Genomic DNA, 18,920 nt, shown 5'->3' on the forward strand with positions numbered 1-18,920 from the left:
GGATGTTTTCGGGCCTGACGGCCGAATCCGGCAAAGAAATATTGTCCATCCGCTACGTGCTGACACGCGCGATGCGTTATCTTTCCGCTCCTTGTCTATGCAAAACCGCTGCCGACATGGAAACCGGTGTGCCAACCCTGATCAACAACACCGGCGAAGCCTGCTAGGATTGGCGCTTCGCTTCAATCAACCCGGCCGTGGGATCGGCCCCGGAGACTCCTGAATGACCCGTATTATCGAGTTCCTGATCGCCTTGGGGATCGTGGCTGGCCTGTTCGTCATCATTGGCGTATGTCTGCCGGGCGAGCGCCATATTTCCGAAAGCATCGAGACCAACCGCAAGATGACGATCGTGTTCGACACGGTCAACAGCCTGCGCCGCTTCAAGGACTGGAACCCGCTCTTGCTGCGCGATCCCGCCGTTGAACTGAAGCACTCCGGCCCCGCTGCCGGCGTCGGCGCACGCCTGGACTACACCTCCAAGGAAGGTTCCTTGGGCCAGGGTAGCTGGGTGATCACCGAGTCCGAGCAGAACAAGCACGTTGCCATCGCCATCGAGGACGAGAGCAAGGGCCACGACAAGGTGACCAACTTCACCCTCGAGCCGACCGGCAAGGGTGGCCGCAACGTCAAGATCACGCAGGACTACAACGTCAAGTACGGTTTCAACCTGTTCGGTCGTTACGCTGGCCTGTACGTCAGCCGTCACGCCGGTGACGACCTGAAGCTGGGTCTGTCGCGCATGGCCAACATGCTGGCCACCGTGCCGAACGTGGACTACCGCACCGCCGAAGCCCCGCTGACCGATCTGGCCATCGTGGACGTCCCGGCCGAGGACCTGCTGGTCGTCACCGCCGGCAACGTGGACCGCGGCCAGGAAACCATCACCAAGTCCATCAAGGACAACCAGGAGTGGATCAAGCGCGTCATGGAGGCCAACAACCTCGAAGCCGCCGGTCCGTTCCGCATCATCACCACCGATTTCGGCGCCGAGAAGTACGCCTTCGACGTAGCCCAGCCGGTCAAGAAGAAGGGTGCTGAAGGCGCGACTGCCGAAGCCCTGACGGTGAAGATCGACGGTGGTGCCCCGGTCAAGTACGTGCATGTCGCTCCGCACCGTTCGGCCCACGCGGCCTACACCGGCCACATGGCTGGCCTGGACATCGCCCGCAACGCCCTGCGTGCGTGGTCGGTGACCGGCGGCAACGAAGTGATCGATCGTCCGTACGAGTCCTGGAAGGACGGCGTGGACAAGTCGTTCACTCCGGAAGGCACGTACGACATCTACTGGGCCGTCAAGTAAACCGACGGTTGCCGTGATGTAACGCACGACCTGAAACGCGCCGCTTCCTGCGGCGCGTTTTTTTTTGGCTCCGCCAGCGGGGCACTGTCTGAAGGACGCAAGCATGCTCAACCTGGAACGACGCACGCGCAAACCCTCCCTGCTGGCCGGCCTGGGCGGCCTGCTGGCGGCCACCGCGGTTGGGCTGTCGGCCTATGCCTCGCACGGCATCGCCGATCCGCTGGCGCAGTCGCACGTGACCACGGCGGCGCTGTACGCGTTCGGGCACGGCGTGGCGCTGGCGGTGCTGGGCCCCACGCAGCAGAACACGCTGGGCCGCCTGGCGCTGTATGTCCTGCTGATCGGCACCCTGTTGTTCTCCGGCAGCCTGGTGGCAGGCGCGCTGTGGAAGCTCAGCACGCAGCTCGCCCCGGTCGGTGGCACCGCGCTGATGGTGGGCTGGCTGGCCTACGGCCTGAATGCGCTGAGGCGCTGACATGCCCCGGTACCGCCGCGGCTTCGATGTTGATGAAGCGCATGACTGGTTGAGTCGGCGCGACCGGCGGCTGGGCACCTGGATGAAGCGGCTCGGCCCCATCCAGGCGCAGCCCGGCTGGGCGAGGACCTTCGACCCGGTCGATGCGCTCGCGCGCGCGATCCTGTTCCAGCAGCTCAGCGGCAAGGCGGCCTCGACCATCGTCGGGCGCGTGGAGACCGCCATCGGCAGTCCCCGTCTGCATGCCGATACGCTGTCGCGCATCGACGATGCGGGGCTGCGGGTGTGCGGGGTATCGGGGAACAAGGCACTGGCGCTGCGCGACCTTGCGCGGCGCGAGGCGGCCGGCGAGATTCCCGACCTGCGCCGGATGTCGGTGATGGACCACGACGCCATCATCGATGCGCTGGTGCCGATCCGCGGCATCGGCCGCTGGACGGTGGAGATGATGCTGATGTTCCGGCTCGGCCGCCCGGACATCCTGCCGGTGGACGACCTGGGGGTCCGCAAGGGCGCCCAGCGCGTGGACAAGGCCGAGCGGATGCCCAGCCCGAAAGAGCTGCTCGCCCGCGGCGAGAAATGGGGGCCGTTCCGGACCTACGCCAGCCTGTACCTGTGGCGGATCGCCGATTTCACGGTGGATCCGAAGGCGACGACCCATCGGTCGCAGGGGTGAGGCTACGCGGCCGGCGGCTTCGGCGCGAAGGCCGGGTCGTCGCTGATTCGTGCCCGTGTTGGCTGGCGCTTCTTCGCCGCAAGATAGCGGTGATGGCGGAAGGTGGCGACGGTGCCGCGGAGGACCACCACCCCGATCACAAGCGTCGTCCCTATCCTCCGCAGCGTGTCTGCCATGCCTGCGGTGTCCTGCCTCAGATGCATCACGAACACCCATGCCCACAGCGCAGCGGTCAGGCAGGCGGCAACCCGGCTGCGTTTGTAGACCCCCACTGCCAGAGCCAGGTAAACGCAGCTGAGCATCGCCGCAGCGATGACGTTCATCATGGCGAGCACGTGCTGGTTCTTGGCCCACGTCCAGCCGCCCGTGGCGAGGGTGAACACGGTGAGTCCCGCGCCCAGTAACCAGAGCTGCGTGACTGGCCTGGTGATCCCGCTCGGCACCTGTTCCCAGTGCGGTGCCTTGGGCGTGGAGGGGGGAACCTCACCGGCCTGGTAGGGATTCTGATCGTCCATGGTTGTCCTCCTTGTGGGCCGCCCCGGTCAGGGTGTGGCGTTGCGCCAGCACCAGTGCCACGGTTCGTAGACGATCCCGTGCGGGTTGTCGCGCGGGTAGCTCAGCTGGAACCCGAAGCGCCCGGCATGCTCGCCCAGCCACGCGAACGCGGCAGTCGACTCGAACGATTCTTCCGCCGGCAGTTCGCCCGGTGTGCCGATATCCAACGCGTAGCCGCTGTGGTGTTCGCTGTATCCGGGCGCGGCGTTGACCGTGAGGATGTCCTCCACGCTCAGCCCACGGCCGCGCTTGCGCGCGAAAATGCCGAGCTGGTAATCGTGGCTGCGGTAACCGGAGATCGCGTCCATTGCGATGCCATCGGCGGACGCCTGCTGGCGCAGACGTTGCCAGCCCCGGGCGGCCTCACGGCGCAGCCAGAGGGGGCGACGGTAGCGGTCGAACCCGGCCAGGTGCAGCTGCGCCGGTTCGGCCTCCAGTGCCAGTCCGGTCGCGGCTTCGTAGGCATCGGCATCAATCCCGAGGGTTTGGAGGCGATGCTGCAGTCCACTGAGGGGCAGCACCGCATCGGGCGCGCCGCCACGGCGGTGCTCCAGCAGCTGGCGGTCCAGCGCATCCAGTGCCTCCTCGATGCCCGGCTCGCGCATCAGGCGCGGCACCAGCGGCAGCACGCCGTGGGCGGTAGCGACGGCGAGGTAGCGCCCATCGCGCTTGCGCCGCAGTACCCACTGCGCGCGGGCCAGGGCGCGCGCGTCGGCAGAGCCGCGTGCACGCAGCAGGCCGCCGGGCCACAGTTCGATCTCGGCGGTGTTGATCAGCAGGGCGGGAGATCGGCGCATGCGGCCAGCTTAGTGCGCGCGCGGCGGTCCGGCCAGCGCCTGCAGCGCATCGAGCAGTGCACGTGGGCGCTCCGGGCTGACCAGCACGGCGCTGCCATCGCGCAGCGGCAGGTGCAGCACACGGCTGCTGTCGGTGATCAGGCAGAACGCCTTGCTGCGGTCGGCCATCCGGTAATGACCGGACTGGAACCCGGGCATGCCGTAGCCGTTGGTCTTGATCGTGGGCTTGTAGCGGCCATGTTCGGCGAAATCGACGATGCGCGCCTCATCCAGGCGCATGGCGCTCACCGGCACGCGCTTGCGGTAGAAGGTCGACTGCACCTCCAGCGTGTCCTGGTGCAGCACGATGCTGCGGCGGGTGTACGCCCAGGTCAGCGCCGCGGCCAGCACCGCCAGGAACGGCAGGGTGATGAACAGTTCGGTGTGCGAGCGCTCCGGTGCGTCCAGCGCGGTGCCCACCATCACGCCAGCGACCAGCAGCAGCGGAACCCACAACCACAGCAACCGCCAGGCCGGCGATGGGGCGACGTCGAAGCGGTGAAGTGCACTCACCTCATGCCTCCTTCTTGAAGAGCAGCACCGTCGTCGTGAACGGAGGTGCCGACACCAGGCTGATCGCGTTGACCAGCTCCCAGCCCAGTTGGCCCTGCTTGGTCAGTTCCTGCTGGATCTGCTCGGCGTTGACGATTCCCATCAGATTTGGCTTCACTTCAATGGTCAGGTAGTTCCAGCGCTTGCTCATGACTTGCTCTCCCTGTCGGTGGTGGGTCTGGGAAGGCGTCCGGCCTTGCGCAGCGCATCGCGCAACACGTATTCGATCTGCGCGTTGAGGCTGCGCAGCTCGTCGTCGGCCCAGCGCTGCGCCGCCGCCAGGACGTCGGCATTGATACGCAGCGGGTACGCTTTCTTTTCGGTCATGCGGGGTCCTTTATCCACACCCCGTGCCGTCCCCTCGGCGCCGGGCTGCGTTGGTAAGTGCCGACCCTGGGTCGGCACGTGGGTGCATCAATACAGCGAACCGGCGTTGACCACCGGCTGGGTGCCACGGTCCGAACACAGCACGGTCAGCAGGTTGCTCACCATGTGCGCCTTGCGCTCTTCATCGAGCTGCACCACGCCGTTCTTCTGCAGTTCGGCCAGGGCCATCTCAACCATGCCGACCGCACCGGCCACGATCCGCGTGCGTGCAGCGATGACCGCGTTGGCCTGCTGGCGCTGCAGCATGGCCTGGGCGATTTCCGGCGCGTAGGCGAGGTGGCTGATGCGCGCATCGATCACCTGCACCCCGGCATCGGCCAGGCGCTCGGCCAGTTCGTCCTTGAGGTGCTGGGAGATCTCGGCGGCATGGCTGCGCAGCGACAACTGGCCCTCCTCGTGCTGGTCATACGGGTAGCTGGTGGCCATCGCACGCAGCGCCGATTCGGACTGGATGTGCACGAAGCTTTCGTAGTCGTCCACGTTGTAGACGGCCTCGGAGGCGTCCACCACCTGCCACACGATCACCGCGGCAATCTCGATCGGGCTGCCGTCCAGCTCGTTGACCTTCAGCTTGCCGCTTTCGAAGTTGCGCACGCGCTGGCTCACCTTGACCTTGGTGAAGAACGGGTTGTTCCAGCGCAGGCCGTTCTCCTTCACGGTGCCGACGTACTTGCCGAACAGGCTGACCACCACCGCCTGGTTGGGCTGCACGGTATACAGCCCGACCAGGCTGACCAGGGCGGTGGTGGCCAGCAGCAGGCCTGCCACGATCAGCGCCGGGTTGCGGTTGCCACGCTCCACGCCGGCCACGAACAGCCAGACCGCCAGCCCGGTCAGGGCCAGGACCAGCAGCAGGAAGGGCAGGCCGGACAGCGAGCGGATCGACTTCTCTTTCATGGCGGGGCGTCCTTGGGTAGTTGATAGGAAGATATCAAATTGATATCAGTCCGCAAGTGCCGGGCCAGCCGGCCATGGGGCGGCCGCAGCGGCTAGAATGCCCTCCCGTCTCTGTTGCCCGGAACACCGCCATGTCCACGCTCGGTACGCCGCTGTCTCCTTCCGCCACCCGTGTGCTGCTGCTGGGGTCCGGTGAACTTGGCAAGGAGGTCGCCATCGAACTGCAGCGGCTGGGGGTGGAAGTGATCGCCGCCGACCGTTATGCCGATGCCCCGGCGATGCAGGTGGCGCATCGCTCGCACGTGATCGACATGCTCGACGCGATGGCGCTGCGCGCGCTGATCGCCCAGGAGAAGCCGCACCTGGTGGTGCCGGAGATCGAAGCGATCCACACCGAGACACTGGTGCAACTGGAACAGGAGCAGGGCCTGCGGGTCGTGCCAACCGCGCGTGCCGCGCGCCTGACCATGGACCGCGAGGGCATCCGCCGTCTGGCCGCCGAGACGCTGGGCCTGCCGACCTCGCCGTACCGCTTCGTGGATACCGACACCGACTACCGTGCCGCCGTGGCGGCGATCGGGCTACCGTGCGTGGTCAAGCCGGTGATGTCCTCCTCGGGCAAGGGCCAGAGCACGCTGCGCAGCGAGGCGGACATCGCCCCGGCCTGGGAGTACGCGCAGACCGGCGGCCGTGCCGGGGCCGGGCGCTGCATCGTGGAAGGGTTCATCGACTTCGAGTACGAGATCACGCTGCTGACCGTGCGCCATGCCGGTGGCACGTCGTTCTGTGCCCCGATCGGCCATTGGCAGAAGGACGGGGATTACCGCGAGAGCTGGCAGCCGCAGCCGATGTCGCCGCGTGCGCTGGCACGGGCCGAGGAGATCTCGCAGGCGATCACCGATGAGCTGGGCGGCTGGGGTCTGTTCGGGGTCGAGTTGTTCGTGAAGGGCGACGAGGTGTGGTTCAGCGAGGTGTCGCCGCGTCCGCATGACACCGGTCTGGTGACGTTGGCTTCGCAGGAGCTCAGTGAGTTCGCGCTGCATGCGCGTGCGATCCTGGGGCTGCCGATTCCGGTGATCCGCCAGAGCGGTCCGTCGGCCTCGTGCGCGCTGTTGGCACACGGCGAGGGCGTACCGTTCTTCAGCAACGTGGCCGCGGCGCTGGTGCATCCGGATTCGGCACTGCGTCTGTTCGGCAAGCCGAGCGTGCATGGGCATCGCCGGGTCGGGGTGACACTGGCGCGGGGGGCGGACATCGATGAGGCGCGGAAGATCGCGCGTGAGGCCGCCGAGGCGATCGGGATCGAGTTGCGGTCGTGAGGCAGGGCGCCTTGGGTGCTGCCGGTGTGAGGCGATCGGGCAGCCCGATCACCTCCTCGTGGAAGGTCGGTTGCGCGGTTCGAACAGCGGAGCAAACGAAAAACGGCGAGCCTTGGCTCGCCGTTTTTTGTTAAGAGCGACGCGGGCCTTACTTCAGGTCGACCCACACGAGGTGGTGGTCGCTGCCGTCGGCGATTTTTGCTTCCGGGCTGTCATTGGACGGCCAGAACACGCCGCTGCCGAGGTAGCTGAAGCCGACCGAGGGCAGCACGTAGTCCAGGCGCATGGTGCCGGATTTCGGGCCGAAGTCACCGGTGGCATGGAAGGGGGCGCCCTTGCGGACGATGCCTTTCTCGGCGTAGGCCAGGCTGGTCTGTTCGGCGCCGACGCTGCGCGGGGTGGGGTAGCGCAGGACACGCGGGTTTTCGATCAGTTCGACGATGGCTTCGTGGCGGCCGTCGCCGTCGATCGGGTCGTTGTTGAGGTCGCCGAGGATGACGAAGCGCGCATCCTGCGGAAGGCCGCCACAGTGGCCACGGTCATCGCACAGCCAGGACGTGTCGCGGTCCTTGAGGTAGTCGTGCCACAGGCGCAGTTCGTCGTGGTTGCGGGCGGCGTTGCGCTTTTCCGGGCCGTCGAAGACCGGCGGGGTGGGGTGCGAGACCAGGGCGTGCACGGTGCCGTTCGGGGTGTTCACCGGCACGTCCCAATGCGACTTGGAGGACAGGCGCAGCTGCGACCAGACGTGGTCGTTGTAGAAGGATTTACCGGTGCGCGGATCGATCGGGCGCAGCGCGCCGGGCATGGTGCTCCACTTCAGCAGCTGGAAGCTGCGGACCTTGGCCGCGTCGATCGGGTAGCGCGACAGCACCAGCATGCCGTACTGGCCCGGGTGCAGGCCGTAGCCCCAGGCATCGTTGCCACGGGCGCGGCCTTCGCCGCCGATCTCGCCGTTGTTGTCCAGGTCCAGGCCGCTCTGCACGCCGGTGTTGACCGGGGCGAGGTAGCGGTAAGCGTAGTGCAGCGGCTCGCCGCCGCCGGGCTGGGCGGTTTCCAGGTAGCGCTGCTGGAACAGGTCGGCGGCGCGGTGGGCATCGTCGTAGTCGAACTCGTTGAGCAGCACCAGATCCGGACGGACCTGCTGCAGGACGGCGGCGATCTTGCGCGCGTGTTCGCTGTCGCCTTCGAGCTCGGCGATCAGGCCGCCGGTCTCGTCGCTGTACAGGGAGGTGTTGTAGGTGGCGATCCGCAGCGGTGCGGAAGCAGTCTCCGGCATGGCGGCGGTCTTGGCAGGGGTCTGTGCGCAGGCGCCGCAGAGCAGGGCCAGGGCAAGGATCAGGGGATGGGCTTTCATCCGCCTATTTTGCACCCGGCACGGTGTCAGTGTTGCGTCAGCGGCCGTCCCGTTCGTCATCGAAGGCGTGCCAGCGGCGCCCATCGTAGGCCTCCAGCGGGCGGAACCGTCGCTTGTAGTCCATTTTCCGGTGGTCGCGGATCCAGTAACCCAGGTACAGGTGCGGCAGCTGCTCGCGCTGGGCCCAGGCGATCTGCTGCAGGATCGCGAAGGTGCCCAGGCCGCGATGGGCCTGGTCAGGGTCGAAGAAGGTATAGACCGCCGAGAGCCCCTGCGGGGTCACATCGGTCACGGCGACCGCGAGCAGGGGGCCGCGGTGGCCGTCCGCGGCCGGGCCGCGGATCTCGATGAAGCGGCCCTGCGACCAGCGCCCGATCAGGAACTGGTCGAACTCGTGCGGGCCGTGCTCGTCCATGCCGCCCTGCGCGTGGCGGTGGGTGAGGTAGCGGTGGTACAGCGCGAACTGCTCGTCGGTCTGCTCGGCCGCGACGATGCGCACTTCCAGGTCCGCATCGCGGGCCAGGCAGCGGCGCTGGCTGCGGTCCGGCGCGAAGCGGGCCACGGGGATGCGCACGGCCACGCAGGCGTGGCAGTCGGCGCAGTGCGGGCGGTAGACCAGATCGCCGGAGCGGCGGAAGCCCCAGCCCAGCGCCATCGGGTACAGCGTGCCCAGCCGCGGATCGTTGGGATCGAGCACCAGATCGCGTGCGGCCCGTTCCGGCCAGTAGCCACAGGGGTGGTCGCCGGTCTGGAACAGTCGCAGCTCGTCGTCGCGGTCGCCGTGTATTGCCATGCCCACAGCATAGCCCCGTGCCGTCGCAGCCGGCGCGACTGTCTGCCAAATGAACGTGGCCGGCCGGGCTGTCAACGCTGCTGGCGCCCACGCGTTGTTACCGGTGTGGGTGCCATGCACCACACGCAGAATCCCTTACGAACCGGAGTTACCCATGCGCAACCGCAAATCCCTCCTGCTGCTGGCCCTGCTGCTGTCCACCGGTGCTGCCGGCCTGGCGGTCGCCGCCGATACCCCCGTCGCCGGCGACAAGCCTGCCCGCGCCAAGCTGGATACCAATGGCGATGGCTTCATCGACCGCGCCGAAGCGGCGAAGGCCCCGCGCCTGGCCGCGCAGTTCGACACCCTGGACACCAACAAGGACGGCAAGCTCTCCCGCGAGGAACTGCCGCGCGGGCACGGCAAGCGCCACGGGCGTGGCCCGGGTGGCCATGGCGACTGGATGGCCAAGCTGGACACCAACAAGGATGGCCGCATCAGCCGTGAGGAAGCCAAGGCCGATCCGCGCCTGGCCGCGCGCTTCGATGAGATGGACGTCAACAAGGATGGCTACCTGGACAAGGCCGACCGCGAGCTGCGCATGAAGCAGCATCGTGACGCCTGGTTCGCCGCGGCCGACACCAACAAGGACGGCCAGCTGAGCAAGGCCGAGTTCGATGCAGCCAAGGGCCCGTTCGCTGGCCCGCGTGGCGATCATCGCGATGGCAAGCACCGCGACGGCAAGCCGCCGATGGCGCCGAAGGCACCGGCGGCGAAGTAAGCATCCCGCTGAAGCGGCAGGACGAAAGCGCCGGTCATCGACCGGCGCTTTTCTGTTTCAGATGCGGCCGTTCCTGTACATCGCCCAGACGATGGTGCCGACCACGAACAGGTTCATCACCCACAGCGCTTTGCGGCCATACAGCGACTCGTATTTCCAGTTCGGGCCGGTGCGTCCATGGCGCGCCGCATCGCGCGCGATCATCGGGGCCATGATCCGCTGCAGCGGAACGAGACACTGATAGTTGATCAGGCCAAGCCCGATCGCCAACGCCACCACGGGCCAGTACCAGGCCAGCGGCAGGAAGCTCAGGGCGAAGACGGCGACGCACGTCAGCATGGCAGTGAACGTGCTGTAGTGCACGAACCCGCGGATGGCGGCTCGCTCACTCTCGTTCTCGGCGTAGGAGAGCAGGTAACGGCCCCCCAGGTAGCTGCCCAGTACGCCCCCGACCACGCTGCCGGCGATCGCGCCCCAGGCGAAATCCGGCGGCAGCACGTGGCTCTGGCTGGCCGCCGCACTCAGTGAACCCAGGGCGGCACCGCCGGAAACGCTGGCACCGCCCAGCCCGAGCTTGCTGGTACCCAGCCCGGTACCGAGCAGGATCGCGGCACTGGCCGTACCGGGCGCGGCGACCAGCACCATCGAGACCACCGTTGTGGCGAACGCGGCACTCGGCGCGCTGCTGCGCGCGAACTCGCTGAAGCGGCGCATCATCTCGTCGCGAACGGTGGCGCGAGCGCGCGAGAGGCGCTTGCGCACGGCGGCATCGCTGAGGCCGAGCAGATCGGCGACCTGCTGCGAGCTCTGGCCTTCGCGGTAATACAGCAGCAGGGTCTCGCGGCTGTCTTCGGGCAGCGCCGAGATGATCTCTTCGGCCGCCAGTTCCTCTTCCACCCGCTCCAGGTGCTCCGGGGCGCTCGGGCTGGGGTCGGCGGCCATGTTGATGGCGATTTCGGCGGCTTCGCCGGAGAGCGGACGGCCGCGGTTGGCGCGCAGCCAGTCGCGGGCCAGGTTGCGGGTGATCTGGCGCAGCCACGGCAGGAAGCTGGCATGGCTGTGCAGCTGGTTGAGCTGCTGCCAGGCCTTGATGAAGGCCTCCTGCGCGATGTCCTCACTGGCGTGCACGTCGCGGGTGATCGCCAGCGCGATCGCGGTGACCGTGTTCTGGCAGGCCAGCACGATGCGGCCGTAGGACTGCTGGCAGCCACCGGCGGCGGCGGGCAGCTCGCGTTCGAGCGTGGTGGTCAGCGGATGCGGCGTCATGGTGTCCTCCCCCGGGGATGGTCCCATCATGACGCGTGCCGGGCCCGGATGTGACCGGGTCGTGCCGGCCGCTGGCCGGCTCTGCAGGCTTCCAACCGCACGAGGAGCCGGCCAGCGGCCGGCACTACGTTATTCGGTGGGCTGGATCCGGACCCGCACTTCCTCTTCTTCCGGTGGGGTGGCCGCCGGTGCGGTCGGCGTCGAGGCCGGCTGGGTCACCGGTGCCGGGGCGGGCGCCACCACCGGCGCGCCGCGGTGGCGCATGACCACCACCATCGCCACGGCAGCGATCACCAGCAGCAGGCCGATGCGGATGCGCCAGGCCCAGTTGCGCGGGGCGTCGGCCTGGGCGACCTCGTCGCGGAACGCGAACTGCGCGGTCGGGTGGTCGCGGCGGGTGGTTTCCAGCAGGCGCGCATCACGCAGGATCTCGCGGGCGCGCGGCTGGTCGTCGGCATGCACCACCCACAGGGTCGGATGGGTCGTGGCCTTTTCCTTGTCCAGATAGCTGAACTGGCTGCCGCGCTTGCTGTGGTACGAGCGTCCGTTGGTGATGCGCACTTCGATGCCGGCGTCGCGCAGCAGCTGGGCCACGCCTTCGACGGTTTCCACGCGCTGGCTGTTGAAGATCTGTCTCATGTCAGTCCTTGGCCGGTACGGCGGCCGCCGCGACACTGTCCTCGACCACCCGGATCAGGCCTTCCTGCGCGGTGCTGGCGACCAGGATGCCGTTGCGGGTGAAGAACTGGCCACGCGCCAGTCCGCGCGAATCCTGCGCGCTGGGGCTGTCGAGCGAGTACAGCAGCCAATCGTCGGCGCGGAACGGGCGGTGGAACCAGATCGCGTGGTCCAGCGAGGCCATCTGCACGTGCGGCTGGTAGTAGCTGATGCCGTGCGGGAAGGTCGCGGTGCCCAGCAGATGGAAATCCGAGGCGTAGGCGAGCAGCGCCTGGTGCAGCTCAGGGGCATCGCCAACGGTCTCGTTCAGGCGCAGCCACACCTGGTGGTACGGCGGACGCTTGGGCGGATTGAGTTCATCGCGCGGGTACACGTGGCGGAACTCGAACGGGCCGCCCCGCGAGAGCCAGCGCTGCACCTTGATCGGCAGGCGATCCAGGACCGCCTGCGGCAGCGGCTGGTTCGGCTCGATGTCTTCGGGCTGCGGCACTTCCGGCATCTTGTGCTGGTGCTCGGCGCCGGTCTCGGCCTGCTGGAACGAGGCCGCGCAGAAGAAGATCACCTTGCCGTGCTGGATCGCGGTGACCCGGCGCACGGAGAAGCTGCCGCCATCGCGGGTGCGGTCCACGTCATAGACGATGGGATGGTCGATGTTGCCCGCGCGCAGAAAGTAGGCGTGCAGCGAATGCACGTGGCGGCCGTTCTCGACGGTCTTCTGGGCGGCCGACAGCGCCTGGCCCAGCACCTGGCCGCCAAAGACGTACTTGGTGCCGATATCGCGGCTCTGGCCGCGGAACAGATTGTCTTCCAGGCGTTCGAGCGAGAGCAGGTCGATCAGCTCGGAAACGACGGGTTCGTGCGTGGCGGACAAGGGAAGCAACCTGGGGTGGGCGAACGCAAATTATAGGGTAGTGCCGGCCCATGGCCGGCAACCACGCGCCACTTCGATCATTCATTGCCTGGTTGCCGGCCAGCGGCCGGCACTACCGGTGTGCGCGGGTGCGTCAGCCGTGGTGGGTCATCCCTTGCCCAGCCTGGCCACCAGCCCCTGCAGCGCCTGCTGGGCGTCCGGGGCGTACCAGGCCTCGACGAAGCGGTCGAGCTGGATCAGATCGGCGTGCAGGGCCTCGTGCAGGTCGGCGCGGGCGATGGTGCGGGTCAGCAGCATCGGCTGCCGCGGCAGCTTGAGCAGGGCCTGCAGCCAGGCCACGGCGCGGGCCACGACCAGGTCGGCATCGACCACCTCATCGACCAGCCCGATCTCCAGCGCACGCTCGGCCGGCACCATCTCGCCGCCGACCAGCAGGGTGGTGGCCCGGTGATGCCCGACGACGCGGCGCATCAGGCGCTGGATCCCTTCCGGCGCAACCAGCCCGACCTGGACCTCGTTCAGGCCGATCACGGTGGGATGGGCGGCATCGAGGCTGCGCGCGATGATCCGGTAGTCGCAGCACAGGGCGAGCACGCAGCCACCGGCCGGGGCGTGCCCGGTCAGGGCGGCCACTACCGGTACGCGGCATTCGGCCAGCGTGCGCACTGCGCCGAAGAAGGCCTGCCAGCTGTCCAGCAGCTTGTGCTTGTCCTCGCCGTGGCTGAGCAGGTGCGGCACGTCCATGCCAGCGCTGAAGATGCGCTCGCTGCCCGAGAGCACGATGCCGTGCACGTCATCGGCCATGGCCTGGTTGATCGCCTGGATCAGGTGCCGGCACAGCTCGGTGTCCAACGCATTGACCGGGGGACGCGCCAGCCGCAGTTCGCGGATGGGGCCATGGTTGATCACCTCGATGAGCGTCGTCATGCTGCAGTCTCGTTGCGGACAGGGAACGAAGCCGATGATAACCAAACCATTCGTGTGCGTATTGTTGGGGGTGTGTGCGTTCGCAGCATCGGCGGTGGCCATGGCGGCGGAGCCCGCCTGCGTGTCGCTGCGCGATGGTTGGCTTCGCCTGCCTCCCGGCGCGATGCCGATGGCGGCCGGCTACGGCCAGATCCGCAATGACTGTCGCGCCCCGGTGGTGGTGGTCGCTGCCGGCAGCAAGGCGTTCGGCGATGTGTCGCTGCACGAAACCACGCTGGTGGACGGGGTCAGCCGCATGCGCGCGGTGGAGCGCCTGCCCATCGCGGCGGGCGCGACGGTCGAGCTGAAACCCGGTGGCCTGCACCTGATGTTGATGCAGCCGGAGGTGGCGCTGAAAGCGGGGGCGCAGCTGCCGTTGCGGCTGAGCCTGGAAGACGGGCGCAAGGTGGATGGAACGTTGCAGGTGCGCAGCGCGGTACCGTAAACCTTCATGGGGCGTAGAACGGTAATGCCAGCCGATGGCCGGCAATCACGGTAGTGCCGGCCGCTGGCCGGCAACCATGCAGTCCATCAGGATCACGAACCTGCCGGCCAGCGGCCGGCACTACCTTTCAGTTCGGCGCGGCGAAACCTGTCAGCTTGACGCGGCGGAACCCATCAGCTCGACGCGGTACGGATCGCCTCGGGCAACGGCGCGCTCTTGCCGGTCTGCGTGTCCATCCAGACCACCACCACGTTGCCGTCCGAATACAGCGTGCTGTCGTTCTTCTCGTCCACGATGCGGTGGCCGATGGTCACGCTGCTAAGGTAGCTCTAAGACCAGTCGAAGGAGAACAGCACCGTTCGGCTTACCGGTTCGTACAACATCACGATCGCATCGGCGCCTGCCGCGCACCAATTGTAGCCGGCCACCTCGGCCACGGCGAAGAATTTGTGGCCGTCGCGGGTAACGGTTACGTCTTCCATATCCGCAGTACGGTCGCGTTCGTGCATGACTGGAAGAATCGAAATCTCGAAAGCTGGCGGGATTTCTGCCGTCTCTGTCCAGTTTCCCCATGAAATCGGCCCGCCCAACGTATCAAGGAATGCATGTTCCCTGGGCTCGCCATCGCCGTAACGTGAGTAGCTGGCCAGTTTGCTGTGCTGCTGGAAGTACGCTTTGGCTTTGGCATGGCTGTCACGCATTTCGGCGACGTGCGTGCGCCCACCTTCGTCTTCTACCGCATCTCCCTGAAAGTATCCCTCGTTGCCGAGAAAGCGCATGCGGTCATCCGCAGTCAGCTCGAAGGCGATCCAGTTGCTGCCGGTGAAATCATTATGCTGATCTTCGGTGTTGTCACCGATGCAGCCCTCATACGGCTCGATCGGGCACAGCATGGTTGCCACCTGGCCAGCCAGTTCCGGGCGCAGCACGCCAAGGTCGATCTTCAGCAGCGGCAACAGGTGCTGGCTGAGCCAAGCCTGGTCGGCAGGGAAGACGTCGTTGGGGAAGGGGACCATGCCGGGCAGCAGGTCGCGCAGTTCGGTCTGGTGGATCATCTCAGTCCTTTGAAGGTTCTCGGTGGCAGAGTCGAGCAGCCTCGACTCTACCAAGTGCTGCCAGGCTCGTCAGCTCGATGCCGTACGGATCGCCTCGGGCAACGGCGCGCTCTTGCCGGTCTGCGTGTCCATCCAGACCACCACCACGTTGCCGTCCGAATACAGCGTGCTGTCGTTCTTCTCGTCCACGATGCGGTGGCCGATGGTCACGCTGCTGTTGCCGAGGCGCTCGACGAACAGCTCCACCACGATGTCGTTGGGCCACACGATCGGCAGGCGGTAGTTGACGTTGGTCGCCGCCACTACCGGTGCGATGCGGTCGGTCATCGAAACGCCCTCCACCCCCAGCATCCAGCGCACACGCGCTTCTTCCAGGTAGGAGATGTACTTGGCGTTGTTGACGTGGCCCATGCTATCCATGTCGCGCCAGCGGACGCTGATCGGTACGCGGGCGAGGATCTTGTGTTCGCTGCTCATTACTTCTTCTTCGCCTTCGTGGTCTTGGCAGGGCTGGTTTTGCTGGGGGTTGCCGCACGCGTGGCGGCAACCGCCTTCTTGGCCACCTTGGCCGGCTTTTCCGGCTTGGCCTTGCGCGGCGGGCGGGCGTCGGGCTTGTTGGCCACGGCCGCCGGCTGTTCCGGGCGCGCGCTGGTGGAAGGCAGCATCTTGGCAAGGAACTGGCCGGTGTACGAGGTCGGGCAGGCCGCCACGTCTTCCGGCGTACCTGTGACCAGGATGGTGCCACCGCGATGGCCGCCTTCCGGACCCAGATCGACGATCCAGTCGGCGGTCTTGATCACGTCCAGGTTGTGCTCGATCACCACCACCGTGTTGCCTTCGTCGCGCAGCTTGTGCAGCACGCCGAGCAGCGCCTCGATATCGTGGAAGTGCAGGCCGGTGGTCGGCTCATCCAGGATGTACAGCGTGCGGCCGGTATCGCGGCGCGACAGTTCCTTGGAGAGCTTCACACGCTGCGCTTCACCACCGGACAACGTCGTCGCGCTCTGGCCCAGCTTGATGTAGCTCAGGCCCACGTCGACCAGCGTTTCCAGCTTGCGCGCAATGCTCGGCACCGGCTCGAACAGCTTCAGCGCATCTTCGACGGTCATCTGCAGCACGTCGTTGATGTTGTAGCCCTTGTAGAGGATCTCCAGCGTTTCGCGGTTGTAGCGCTTGCCATGGCAGACATCGCAGGGCACGTACACGTCCGGCAGGAAGTGCATTTCCACCTTGATCAGGCCATCGCCCTGGCACGCTTCGCAGCGGCCGCCGCGCACGTTGAAGCTGAAACGGCCCGGCGAATAGCCACGTGCACGTGCTTCGGGCACCTGCGCGTACAGCTCGCGCAGCGGCGTGAACAGACCGGTATAGGTGGCCGGGTTCGAGCGCGGGGTGCGGCCGATCGGCGACTGGTCGATGTCCACCACCTTGTCGAACAGATCCAGCCCGTCCACTTCCTTGTAGGGGGCGATCGGGTGCGATGAGCCGTTGATCTCGTTGGCGGCCAGCGAGAACAGGGTGTCGTTGATCAGGGTCGACTTGCCCGAGCCGGACACGCCGGTGATGCAGGTCAGCAGGCCCGACGGAATATCCAGGTCCACGCCCTTGAGGTTGTTGCCGCTGGCGCCGCGCAGGTGCAGCGTCATCTTCGGGTTGGGCTTGTGCCGGCGCGCCGGGATCTCGATGGCGCGCTTGCCCGACAGGTACTGGCCGGTCAGCGAACGCGGCGCATCCAGGATGTCCTGCAGGGTGCCCTGGCCGACGATCTCGCCGCCATGCACGCCCGCGCCCGGACCGATATCCAGCACGTAGTCGGCCAGGCGGATCGCGTCTTCGTCATGCTCGACCACGATCACCGTATTGCCCAGGTCGCGCAGGCGGGTGAGGGTGCCGAGCAGGCGTTCGTTGTCGCGCTGGTGCAGGCCGATGGACGGCTCATCCAGCACGTACATGACGCCGACCAGGCCGGCACCGATCTGCGAGGCCAGCCGGATGCGCTGGGCTTCGCCACCGGACAGGGTGTCGGCCTTGCGCTCCAGGGTGAGGTAATCCAGCCCGACATCGACCAGGAAGCCGAGGCGTTCACCGATCTCCTTGACGATCTTGCCGGCGATCTCGCCGCGCCAGCCGGGCAGGGTCATGCCGCTGAAGAACTTCAGCGCGTCGTCGATCGGCATCACCACCAGTTCGGGCAGTGCACGGTCGGCCACGAACACGTTGCGCGCAGCCTTGTTCAGGCGCTGGCCGTTGCACTCGGGGCAGTTGCGTTCGCTGATGTACTTGGCCAGCTCTTCGCGCACCGCGGCCGATTCGGTTTCTTTGTAGCGGCGCTCGAGGTTGGGAATGATGCCCTCGAAGCGATGCTTGCGCTGGGTGCGGCCGCCGGCTTCGGTGAAGTAGGTGAAGGTGATGGTTTCATCGCCGCTGCCGTACAGCACGGCCTGGCGCACATCCTCGGGCAGGCTCTGCCAGGGGGCGTCGGTGTCGAACTTGTAGTGCTTGGCCAGCGAGGCGATCAGCTGGAAGTAGTACGCATTGCGGCGGTCCCAGCCGCGCACGGCACCGGCCGAGAGCGACAGCTCCGGGTGCACCACCACGCGCGAGGGATCGAAGAATTCGGCCATGCCCAAGCCATCGCAGCCCGGGCAGGCGCCAACCGGCGAGTTGAACGAGAACAGGCGCGGTTCCAGCTCCGGCAGCGAGTAATCGCAGACCGGGCAGCTGTACTTGGACGAGAACAGATGCGCAGGCGCATCCTCCACATCCAGCGACTGCACCGAGACCATGCCGTCGCCCAGCTTCAGCGCGGTTTCAAAGCTCTCGGCCAGGCGCTGCTTGATGTCCTCGCGCGGGCGGAAGCGGTCGATCACCGCTTCGATGGTGTGCTTCTGGCGCAGCGCCAGCGGCGGCACCGCATCGATTTCATGCAGCTGGCCGTCCACGCGTACGCGCACATAGCCCTGCGCGCGCAGCTGGTCGAAGACCTGGGCGTGCTCGCCCTTGCGCTCGCGGATCACCGGGGCCAGCAGCATGTAGCGCTGCTCGGCGTCCAGGGTGAGCACGTGGTCGACCATCTGGCTGACCGTCTGCGCCTCCAGCGGGTAGCCGTGGTCCGGGCAGCGCGGGCTGCCGACGCGGGCGTACAGCAGGCGCAGGTAGTCGTAGATCTCGGTGATCGTGCCGACGGTCGAGCGCGGGTTGTGCGAGGTCGACTTCTGCTCGATCGAGATCGCCGGGGACAGGCCCTCGATGTGGTCCAGGTCCGGCTTTTCCATCACGCTGAGGAACTGGCGGGCATAGGCCGACAGCGACTCCACGTAACGGCGCTGGCCTTCGGCGTAAATGGTGTCGAACGCCAACGAGGACTTGCCCGAGCCGGACAGGCCGGTGATGACAATGAGCTTGTCGCGGGGCAGGTCGAGATCGATGTTCTTGAGATTGTGCGTCCGCGCGCCGCGGATGCGGATGAAATCCATCGCCATGGGGGATCCGTTGTGGGGCTTCGGCTCAGGGAGCCGGCAAGCGGGTGGGGCAATCGGAAACGGCAATCGGTCAGCCTACCGAGCTTGGGATTTGGGGGCAATCGCGGACTTTGCCACCCCCATGTCTCATTCCCTGAGACCCCGCCAGCCGGTTTCCTGAACCGTATTCAGCCAAATCCGGGTCAGAGCAGGGGGTGGGTTGACCCGAAGTGGTTGAAGTCATTAAAATTCCGCTTCTGTCCGCCCTCGA

The 18,920-nt window shown here is 66.9% G+C and carries 22 protein-coding genes and 1 pseudogene; 7 read left to right on the forward strand and 16 right to left on the reverse strand.

The genetic code is table 11. The features are described 5' to 3' along the window. Positions 1-2: 2 nt before the first annotated feature. The 4 genes from PV764_RS19085 (at position 3) to PV764_RS19100 (ending at position 2,454) form a co-directional block, all read left to right on the forward strand. The gene (locus PV764_RS19085) at positions 3-167 is read left to right on the forward strand and encodes a hypothetical protein (protein ID WP_160298430.1); all 165 of its coding nucleotides are present in this window, start codon (positions 3-5) and stop codon (positions 165-167) included. Positions 168-223: 56 nt separating this feature from the next. Beyond that, positions 224-1,303 carry an SRPBCC family protein gene (locus tag PV764_RS19090; RefSeq protein ID WP_019184538.1) on the forward strand — a complete coding sequence of 360 codons (1,080 nt, stop codon included), beginning with the start codon at positions 224-226 and terminating at the stop codon, positions 1,301-1,303. Positions 1,304-1,406: 103 nt separating this feature from the next. Further along, the gene (locus tag PV764_RS19095) at positions 1,407-1,778 is read left to right on the forward strand and encodes a DUF423 domain-containing protein (protein WP_019184537.1); all 372 of its coding nucleotides are present in this window, start codon (positions 1,407-1,409) and stop codon (positions 1,776-1,778) included. A gap of 1 nt (position 1,779) precedes the next feature. After that, positions 1,780-2,454, forward strand: a complete 675-nt coding sequence (locus PV764_RS19100) for a DNA-3-methyladenine glycosylase family protein (RefSeq protein WP_421117298.1) — start codon at positions 1,780-1,782, stop codon at positions 2,452-2,454. Between the two features lie 2 nt (positions 2,455-2,456). Here the strand turns inward: PV764_RS19100 and PV764_RS19105 are convergent, their stop codons facing one another. The 6 genes from PV764_RS19105 to PV764_RS19130 all read right to left on the reverse strand — a co-directional run bounded on the left by PV764_RS19105 (position 2,457) and on the right by PV764_RS19130 (position 5,681). Further along, entirely contained in the window at positions 2,457-2,969 is a 513-nt protein-coding gene (locus PV764_RS19105) for a hypothetical protein (RefSeq protein ID WP_019184535.1), read from the reverse strand. 27 nt (positions 2,970-2,996) lie between these two features. Continuing rightward, positions 2,997-3,806, reverse strand: a complete 810-nt coding sequence (locus tag PV764_RS19110; protein WP_019184534.1) for a M15 family metallopeptidase — start codon at positions 3,804-3,806, stop codon at positions 2,997-2,999. A 9-nt stretch (positions 3,807-3,815) separates the two neighbouring features. Next, a complete protein-coding gene (locus tag PV764_RS19115) occupies positions 3,816-4,358 on the reverse strand; it encodes a PH domain-containing protein (protein WP_019184533.1) in 543 nt (180 codons plus the stop codon). A gap of 1 nt (position 4,359) precedes the next feature. After that, positions 4,360-4,548, reverse strand: coding sequence for a DUF4177 domain-containing protein (locus PV764_RS19120; protein WP_019184532.1), 189 nt, complete (start codon positions 4,546-4,548; stop codon positions 4,360-4,362). Further along, positions 4,545-4,724 (reverse strand): hypothetical protein, encoded by a 180-nt coding sequence (locus PV764_RS19125; protein WP_019184531.1) that lies wholly within the window; start codon positions 4,722-4,724, stop codon positions 4,545-4,547. The genes PV764_RS19120 and PV764_RS19125 overlap by 4 nt, the downstream gene beginning before the upstream one ends. 87 nt (positions 4,725-4,811) lie before the next feature. Next, positions 4,812-5,681, reverse strand: coding sequence for an SPFH domain-containing protein (locus tag PV764_RS19130; protein ID WP_046272203.1), 870 nt, complete (start codon positions 5,679-5,681; stop codon positions 4,812-4,814). A gap of 131 nt (positions 5,682-5,812) precedes the next feature. On the opposite strand from PV764_RS19130, the gene purT reads away from it, so the two are divergent. Further along, positions 5,813-7,000 carry a formate-dependent phosphoribosylglycinamide formyltransferase gene (purT, locus tag PV764_RS19135; protein ID WP_421117300.1) on the forward strand — a complete coding sequence of 396 codons (1,188 nt, stop codon included), beginning with the start codon at positions 5,813-5,815 and terminating at the stop codon, positions 6,998-7,000. Positions 7,001-7,148: 148 nt separating this feature from the next. Here the strand turns inward: purT and PV764_RS19140 are convergent, their stop codons facing one another. Both PV764_RS19140 and PV764_RS19145 read right to left on the reverse strand, forming a co-directional pair. Beyond that, positions 7,149-8,414: an endonuclease/exonuclease/phosphatase family protein gene (locus PV764_RS19140; protein WP_421117301.1), complete on the reverse strand. Its 1,266-nt coding sequence runs from the start codon at positions 8,412-8,414 to the stop codon at positions 7,149-7,151. Continuing rightward, positions 8,392-9,147, reverse strand: a complete 756-nt coding sequence (locus PV764_RS19145; RefSeq protein WP_421117302.1) for an arginyltransferase — start codon at positions 9,145-9,147, stop codon at positions 8,392-8,394. Before PV764_RS19145 ends, PV764_RS19140 begins: the two co-directional genes overlap by 23 nt. A gap of 154 nt (positions 9,148-9,301) precedes the next feature. Between PV764_RS19145 and PV764_RS19150 the strand changes: the two genes are divergently transcribed. After that, positions 9,302-9,907, forward strand: a complete 606-nt coding sequence (locus PV764_RS19150; protein ID WP_070426856.1) for an EF-hand domain-containing protein — start codon at positions 9,302-9,304, stop codon at positions 9,905-9,907. 57 nt (positions 9,908-9,964) lie between these two features. Here the strand turns inward: PV764_RS19150 and PV764_RS19155 are convergent, their stop codons facing one another. The 4 genes from PV764_RS19155 to PV764_RS19170 form a co-directional block, all read right to left on the reverse strand. Then, positions 9,965-11,173 carry an RNA polymerase sigma factor gene (locus tag PV764_RS19155; protein WP_421117303.1) on the reverse strand — a complete coding sequence of 403 codons (1,209 nt, stop codon included), beginning with the start codon at positions 11,171-11,173 and terminating at the stop codon, positions 9,965-9,967. Between the two features lie 129 nt (positions 11,174-11,302). Beyond that, the gene (locus PV764_RS19160) at positions 11,303-11,812 is read right to left on the reverse strand and encodes a putative signal transducing protein (RefSeq protein ID WP_070473420.1); all 510 of its coding nucleotides are present in this window, start codon (positions 11,810-11,812) and stop codon (positions 11,303-11,305) included. A gap of 1 nt (position 11,813) precedes the next feature. Next, entirely contained in the window at positions 11,814-12,722 is a 909-nt protein-coding gene (gene tesB, locus PV764_RS19165) for an acyl-CoA thioesterase II (protein ID WP_421117304.1), read from the reverse strand. 147 nt (positions 12,723-12,869) lie between these two features. Continuing rightward, complete coding sequence (locus PV764_RS19170) at positions 12,870-13,649, reverse strand: enoyl-CoA hydratase/isomerase family protein (RefSeq protein ID WP_421117305.1); 780 nt, start codon at positions 13,647-13,649, stop codon at positions 12,870-12,872. A gap of 34 nt (positions 13,650-13,683) precedes the next feature. Between PV764_RS19170 and PV764_RS19175 the strand changes: the two genes are divergently transcribed. Further along, on the forward strand, positions 13,684-14,133 hold the full coding sequence (locus tag PV764_RS19175; protein ID WP_421117404.1) for a copper chaperone PCu(A)C: 450 nt from the start codon (positions 13,684-13,686) through the stop codon (positions 14,131-14,133). A 173-nt stretch (positions 14,134-14,306) separates the two neighbouring features. Here the strand turns inward: PV764_RS19175 and PV764_RS19180 are convergent. From PV764_RS19180 to uvrA, 4 genes and pseudogenes are all read right to left on the reverse strand, one after another. Continuing rightward, positions 14,307-14,453 (reverse strand): annotated as a pseudogene (locus tag PV764_RS19180) (acyl-CoA thioesterase); the annotation flags it as partial. Between the two features lie 9 nt (positions 14,454-14,462). Beyond that, positions 14,463-15,188 carry a hypothetical protein gene (locus PV764_RS19185; RefSeq protein ID WP_019186285.1) on the reverse strand — a complete coding sequence of 242 codons (726 nt, stop codon included), beginning with the start codon at positions 15,186-15,188 and terminating at the stop codon, positions 14,463-14,465. Positions 15,189-15,257: 69 nt separating this feature from the next. Then, positions 15,258-15,665, reverse strand: coding sequence for an acyl-CoA thioesterase (locus PV764_RS19190; protein ID WP_019184520.1), 408 nt, complete (start codon positions 15,663-15,665; stop codon positions 15,258-15,260). Continuing rightward, entirely contained in the window at positions 15,665-18,670 is a 3,006-nt protein-coding gene (gene uvrA / locus PV764_RS19195; RefSeq protein ID WP_019184519.1) for an excinuclease ABC subunit UvrA, read from the reverse strand. Before uvrA ends, PV764_RS19190 begins: the two co-directional genes overlap by 1 nt. Between the last annotated feature and the right edge of the window lie 250 nt (positions 18,671-18,920).

The organism is Stenotrophomonas sp. AS1, assembly GCF_048957655.1.
In the GTDB taxonomy this organism is placed as follows: Bacteria; Pseudomonadota; Gammaproteobacteria; order Xanthomonadales; family Xanthomonadaceae; genus Stenotrophomonas; species Stenotrophomonas bentonitica_A.

Bases quoted from the DNA above. Each gene is read 5' to 3' on its own strand.
- PV764_RS19085 (WP_160298430.1), top strand. From the start codon at position 3: ATGTTTTCGGGCCTGACGGCCGAATCCGGCAAAGAAATATTGTCCATC.
- PV764_RS19090 (WP_019184538.1), top strand. From the start codon at position 224: ATGACCCGTATTATCGAGTTCCTGATCGCCTTGGGGATCGTGGCTGGC.
- PV764_RS19095 (WP_019184537.1), top strand. From the start codon at position 1,407: ATGCTCAACCTGGAACGACGCACGCGCAAACCCTCCCTGCTGGCCGGC.
- PV764_RS19100 (WP_421117298.1), top strand. From the start codon at position 1,780: ATGCCCCGGTACCGCCGCGGCTTCGATGTTGATGAAGCGCATGACTGG.
- PV764_RS19105 (WP_019184535.1), bottom strand. From the start codon at position 2,969: ATGGACGATCAGAATCCCTACCAGGCCGGTGAGGTTCCCCCCTCCACG.
- PV764_RS19110 (WP_019184534.1), bottom strand. From the start codon at position 3,806: ATGCGCCGATCTCCCGCCCTGCTGATCAACACCGCCGAGATCGAACTG.
- PV764_RS19120 (WP_019184532.1), bottom strand. From the start codon at position 4,548: ATGAGCAAGCGCTGGAACTACCTGACCATTGAAGTGAAGCCAAATCTG.
- PV764_RS19125 (WP_019184531.1), bottom strand. From the start codon at position 4,724: ATGACCGAAAAGAAAGCGTACCCGCTGCGTATCAATGCCGACGTCCTG.
- PV764_RS19130 (WP_046272203.1), bottom strand. From the start codon at position 5,681: ATGAAAGAGAAGTCGATCCGCTCGCTGTCCGGCCTGCCCTTCCTGCTG.
- purT (WP_421117300.1), top strand. From the start codon at position 5,813: ATGTCCACGCTCGGTACGCCGCTGTCTCCTTCCGCCACCCGTGTGCTG.
- PV764_RS19140 (WP_421117301.1), bottom strand. From the start codon at position 8,414: ATGACGAACGGGACGGCCGCTGACGCAACACTGACACCGTGCCGGGTG.
- PV764_RS19145 (WP_421117302.1), bottom strand. From the start codon at position 9,147: ATGGCAATACACGGCGACCGCGACGACGAGCTGCGACTGTTCCAGACC.
- PV764_RS19150 (WP_070426856.1), top strand. From the start codon at position 9,302: ATGCGCAACCGCAAATCCCTCCTGCTGCTGGCCCTGCTGCTGTCCACC.
- PV764_RS19155 (WP_421117303.1), bottom strand. From the start codon at position 11,173: ATGACGCCGCATCCGCTGACCACCACGCTCGAACGCGAGCTGCCCGCC.
- PV764_RS19160 (WP_070473420.1), bottom strand. From the start codon at position 11,812: ATGAGACAGATCTTCAACAGCCAGCGCGTGGAAACCGTCGAAGGCGTG.
- PV764_RS19170 (WP_421117305.1), bottom strand. From the start codon at position 13,649: ATGACGACGCTCATCGAGGTGATCAACCATGGCCCCATCCGCGAACTG.
- PV764_RS19175 (WP_421117404.1), top strand. From the start codon at position 13,684: ATGATAACCAAACCATTCGTGTGCGTATTGTTGGGGGTGTGTGCGTTC.
- PV764_RS19185 (WP_019186285.1), bottom strand. From the start codon at position 15,188: ATGATCCACCAGACCGAACTGCGCGACCTGCTGCCCGGCATGGTCCCC.
- PV764_RS19190 (WP_019184520.1), bottom strand. From the start codon at position 15,665: ATGAGCAGCGAACACAAGATCCTCGCCCGCGTACCGATCAGCGTCCGC.
- uvrA (WP_019184519.1), bottom strand. From the start codon at position 18,670: ATGGCGATGGATTTCATCCGCATCCGCGGCGCGCGGACGCACAATCTC.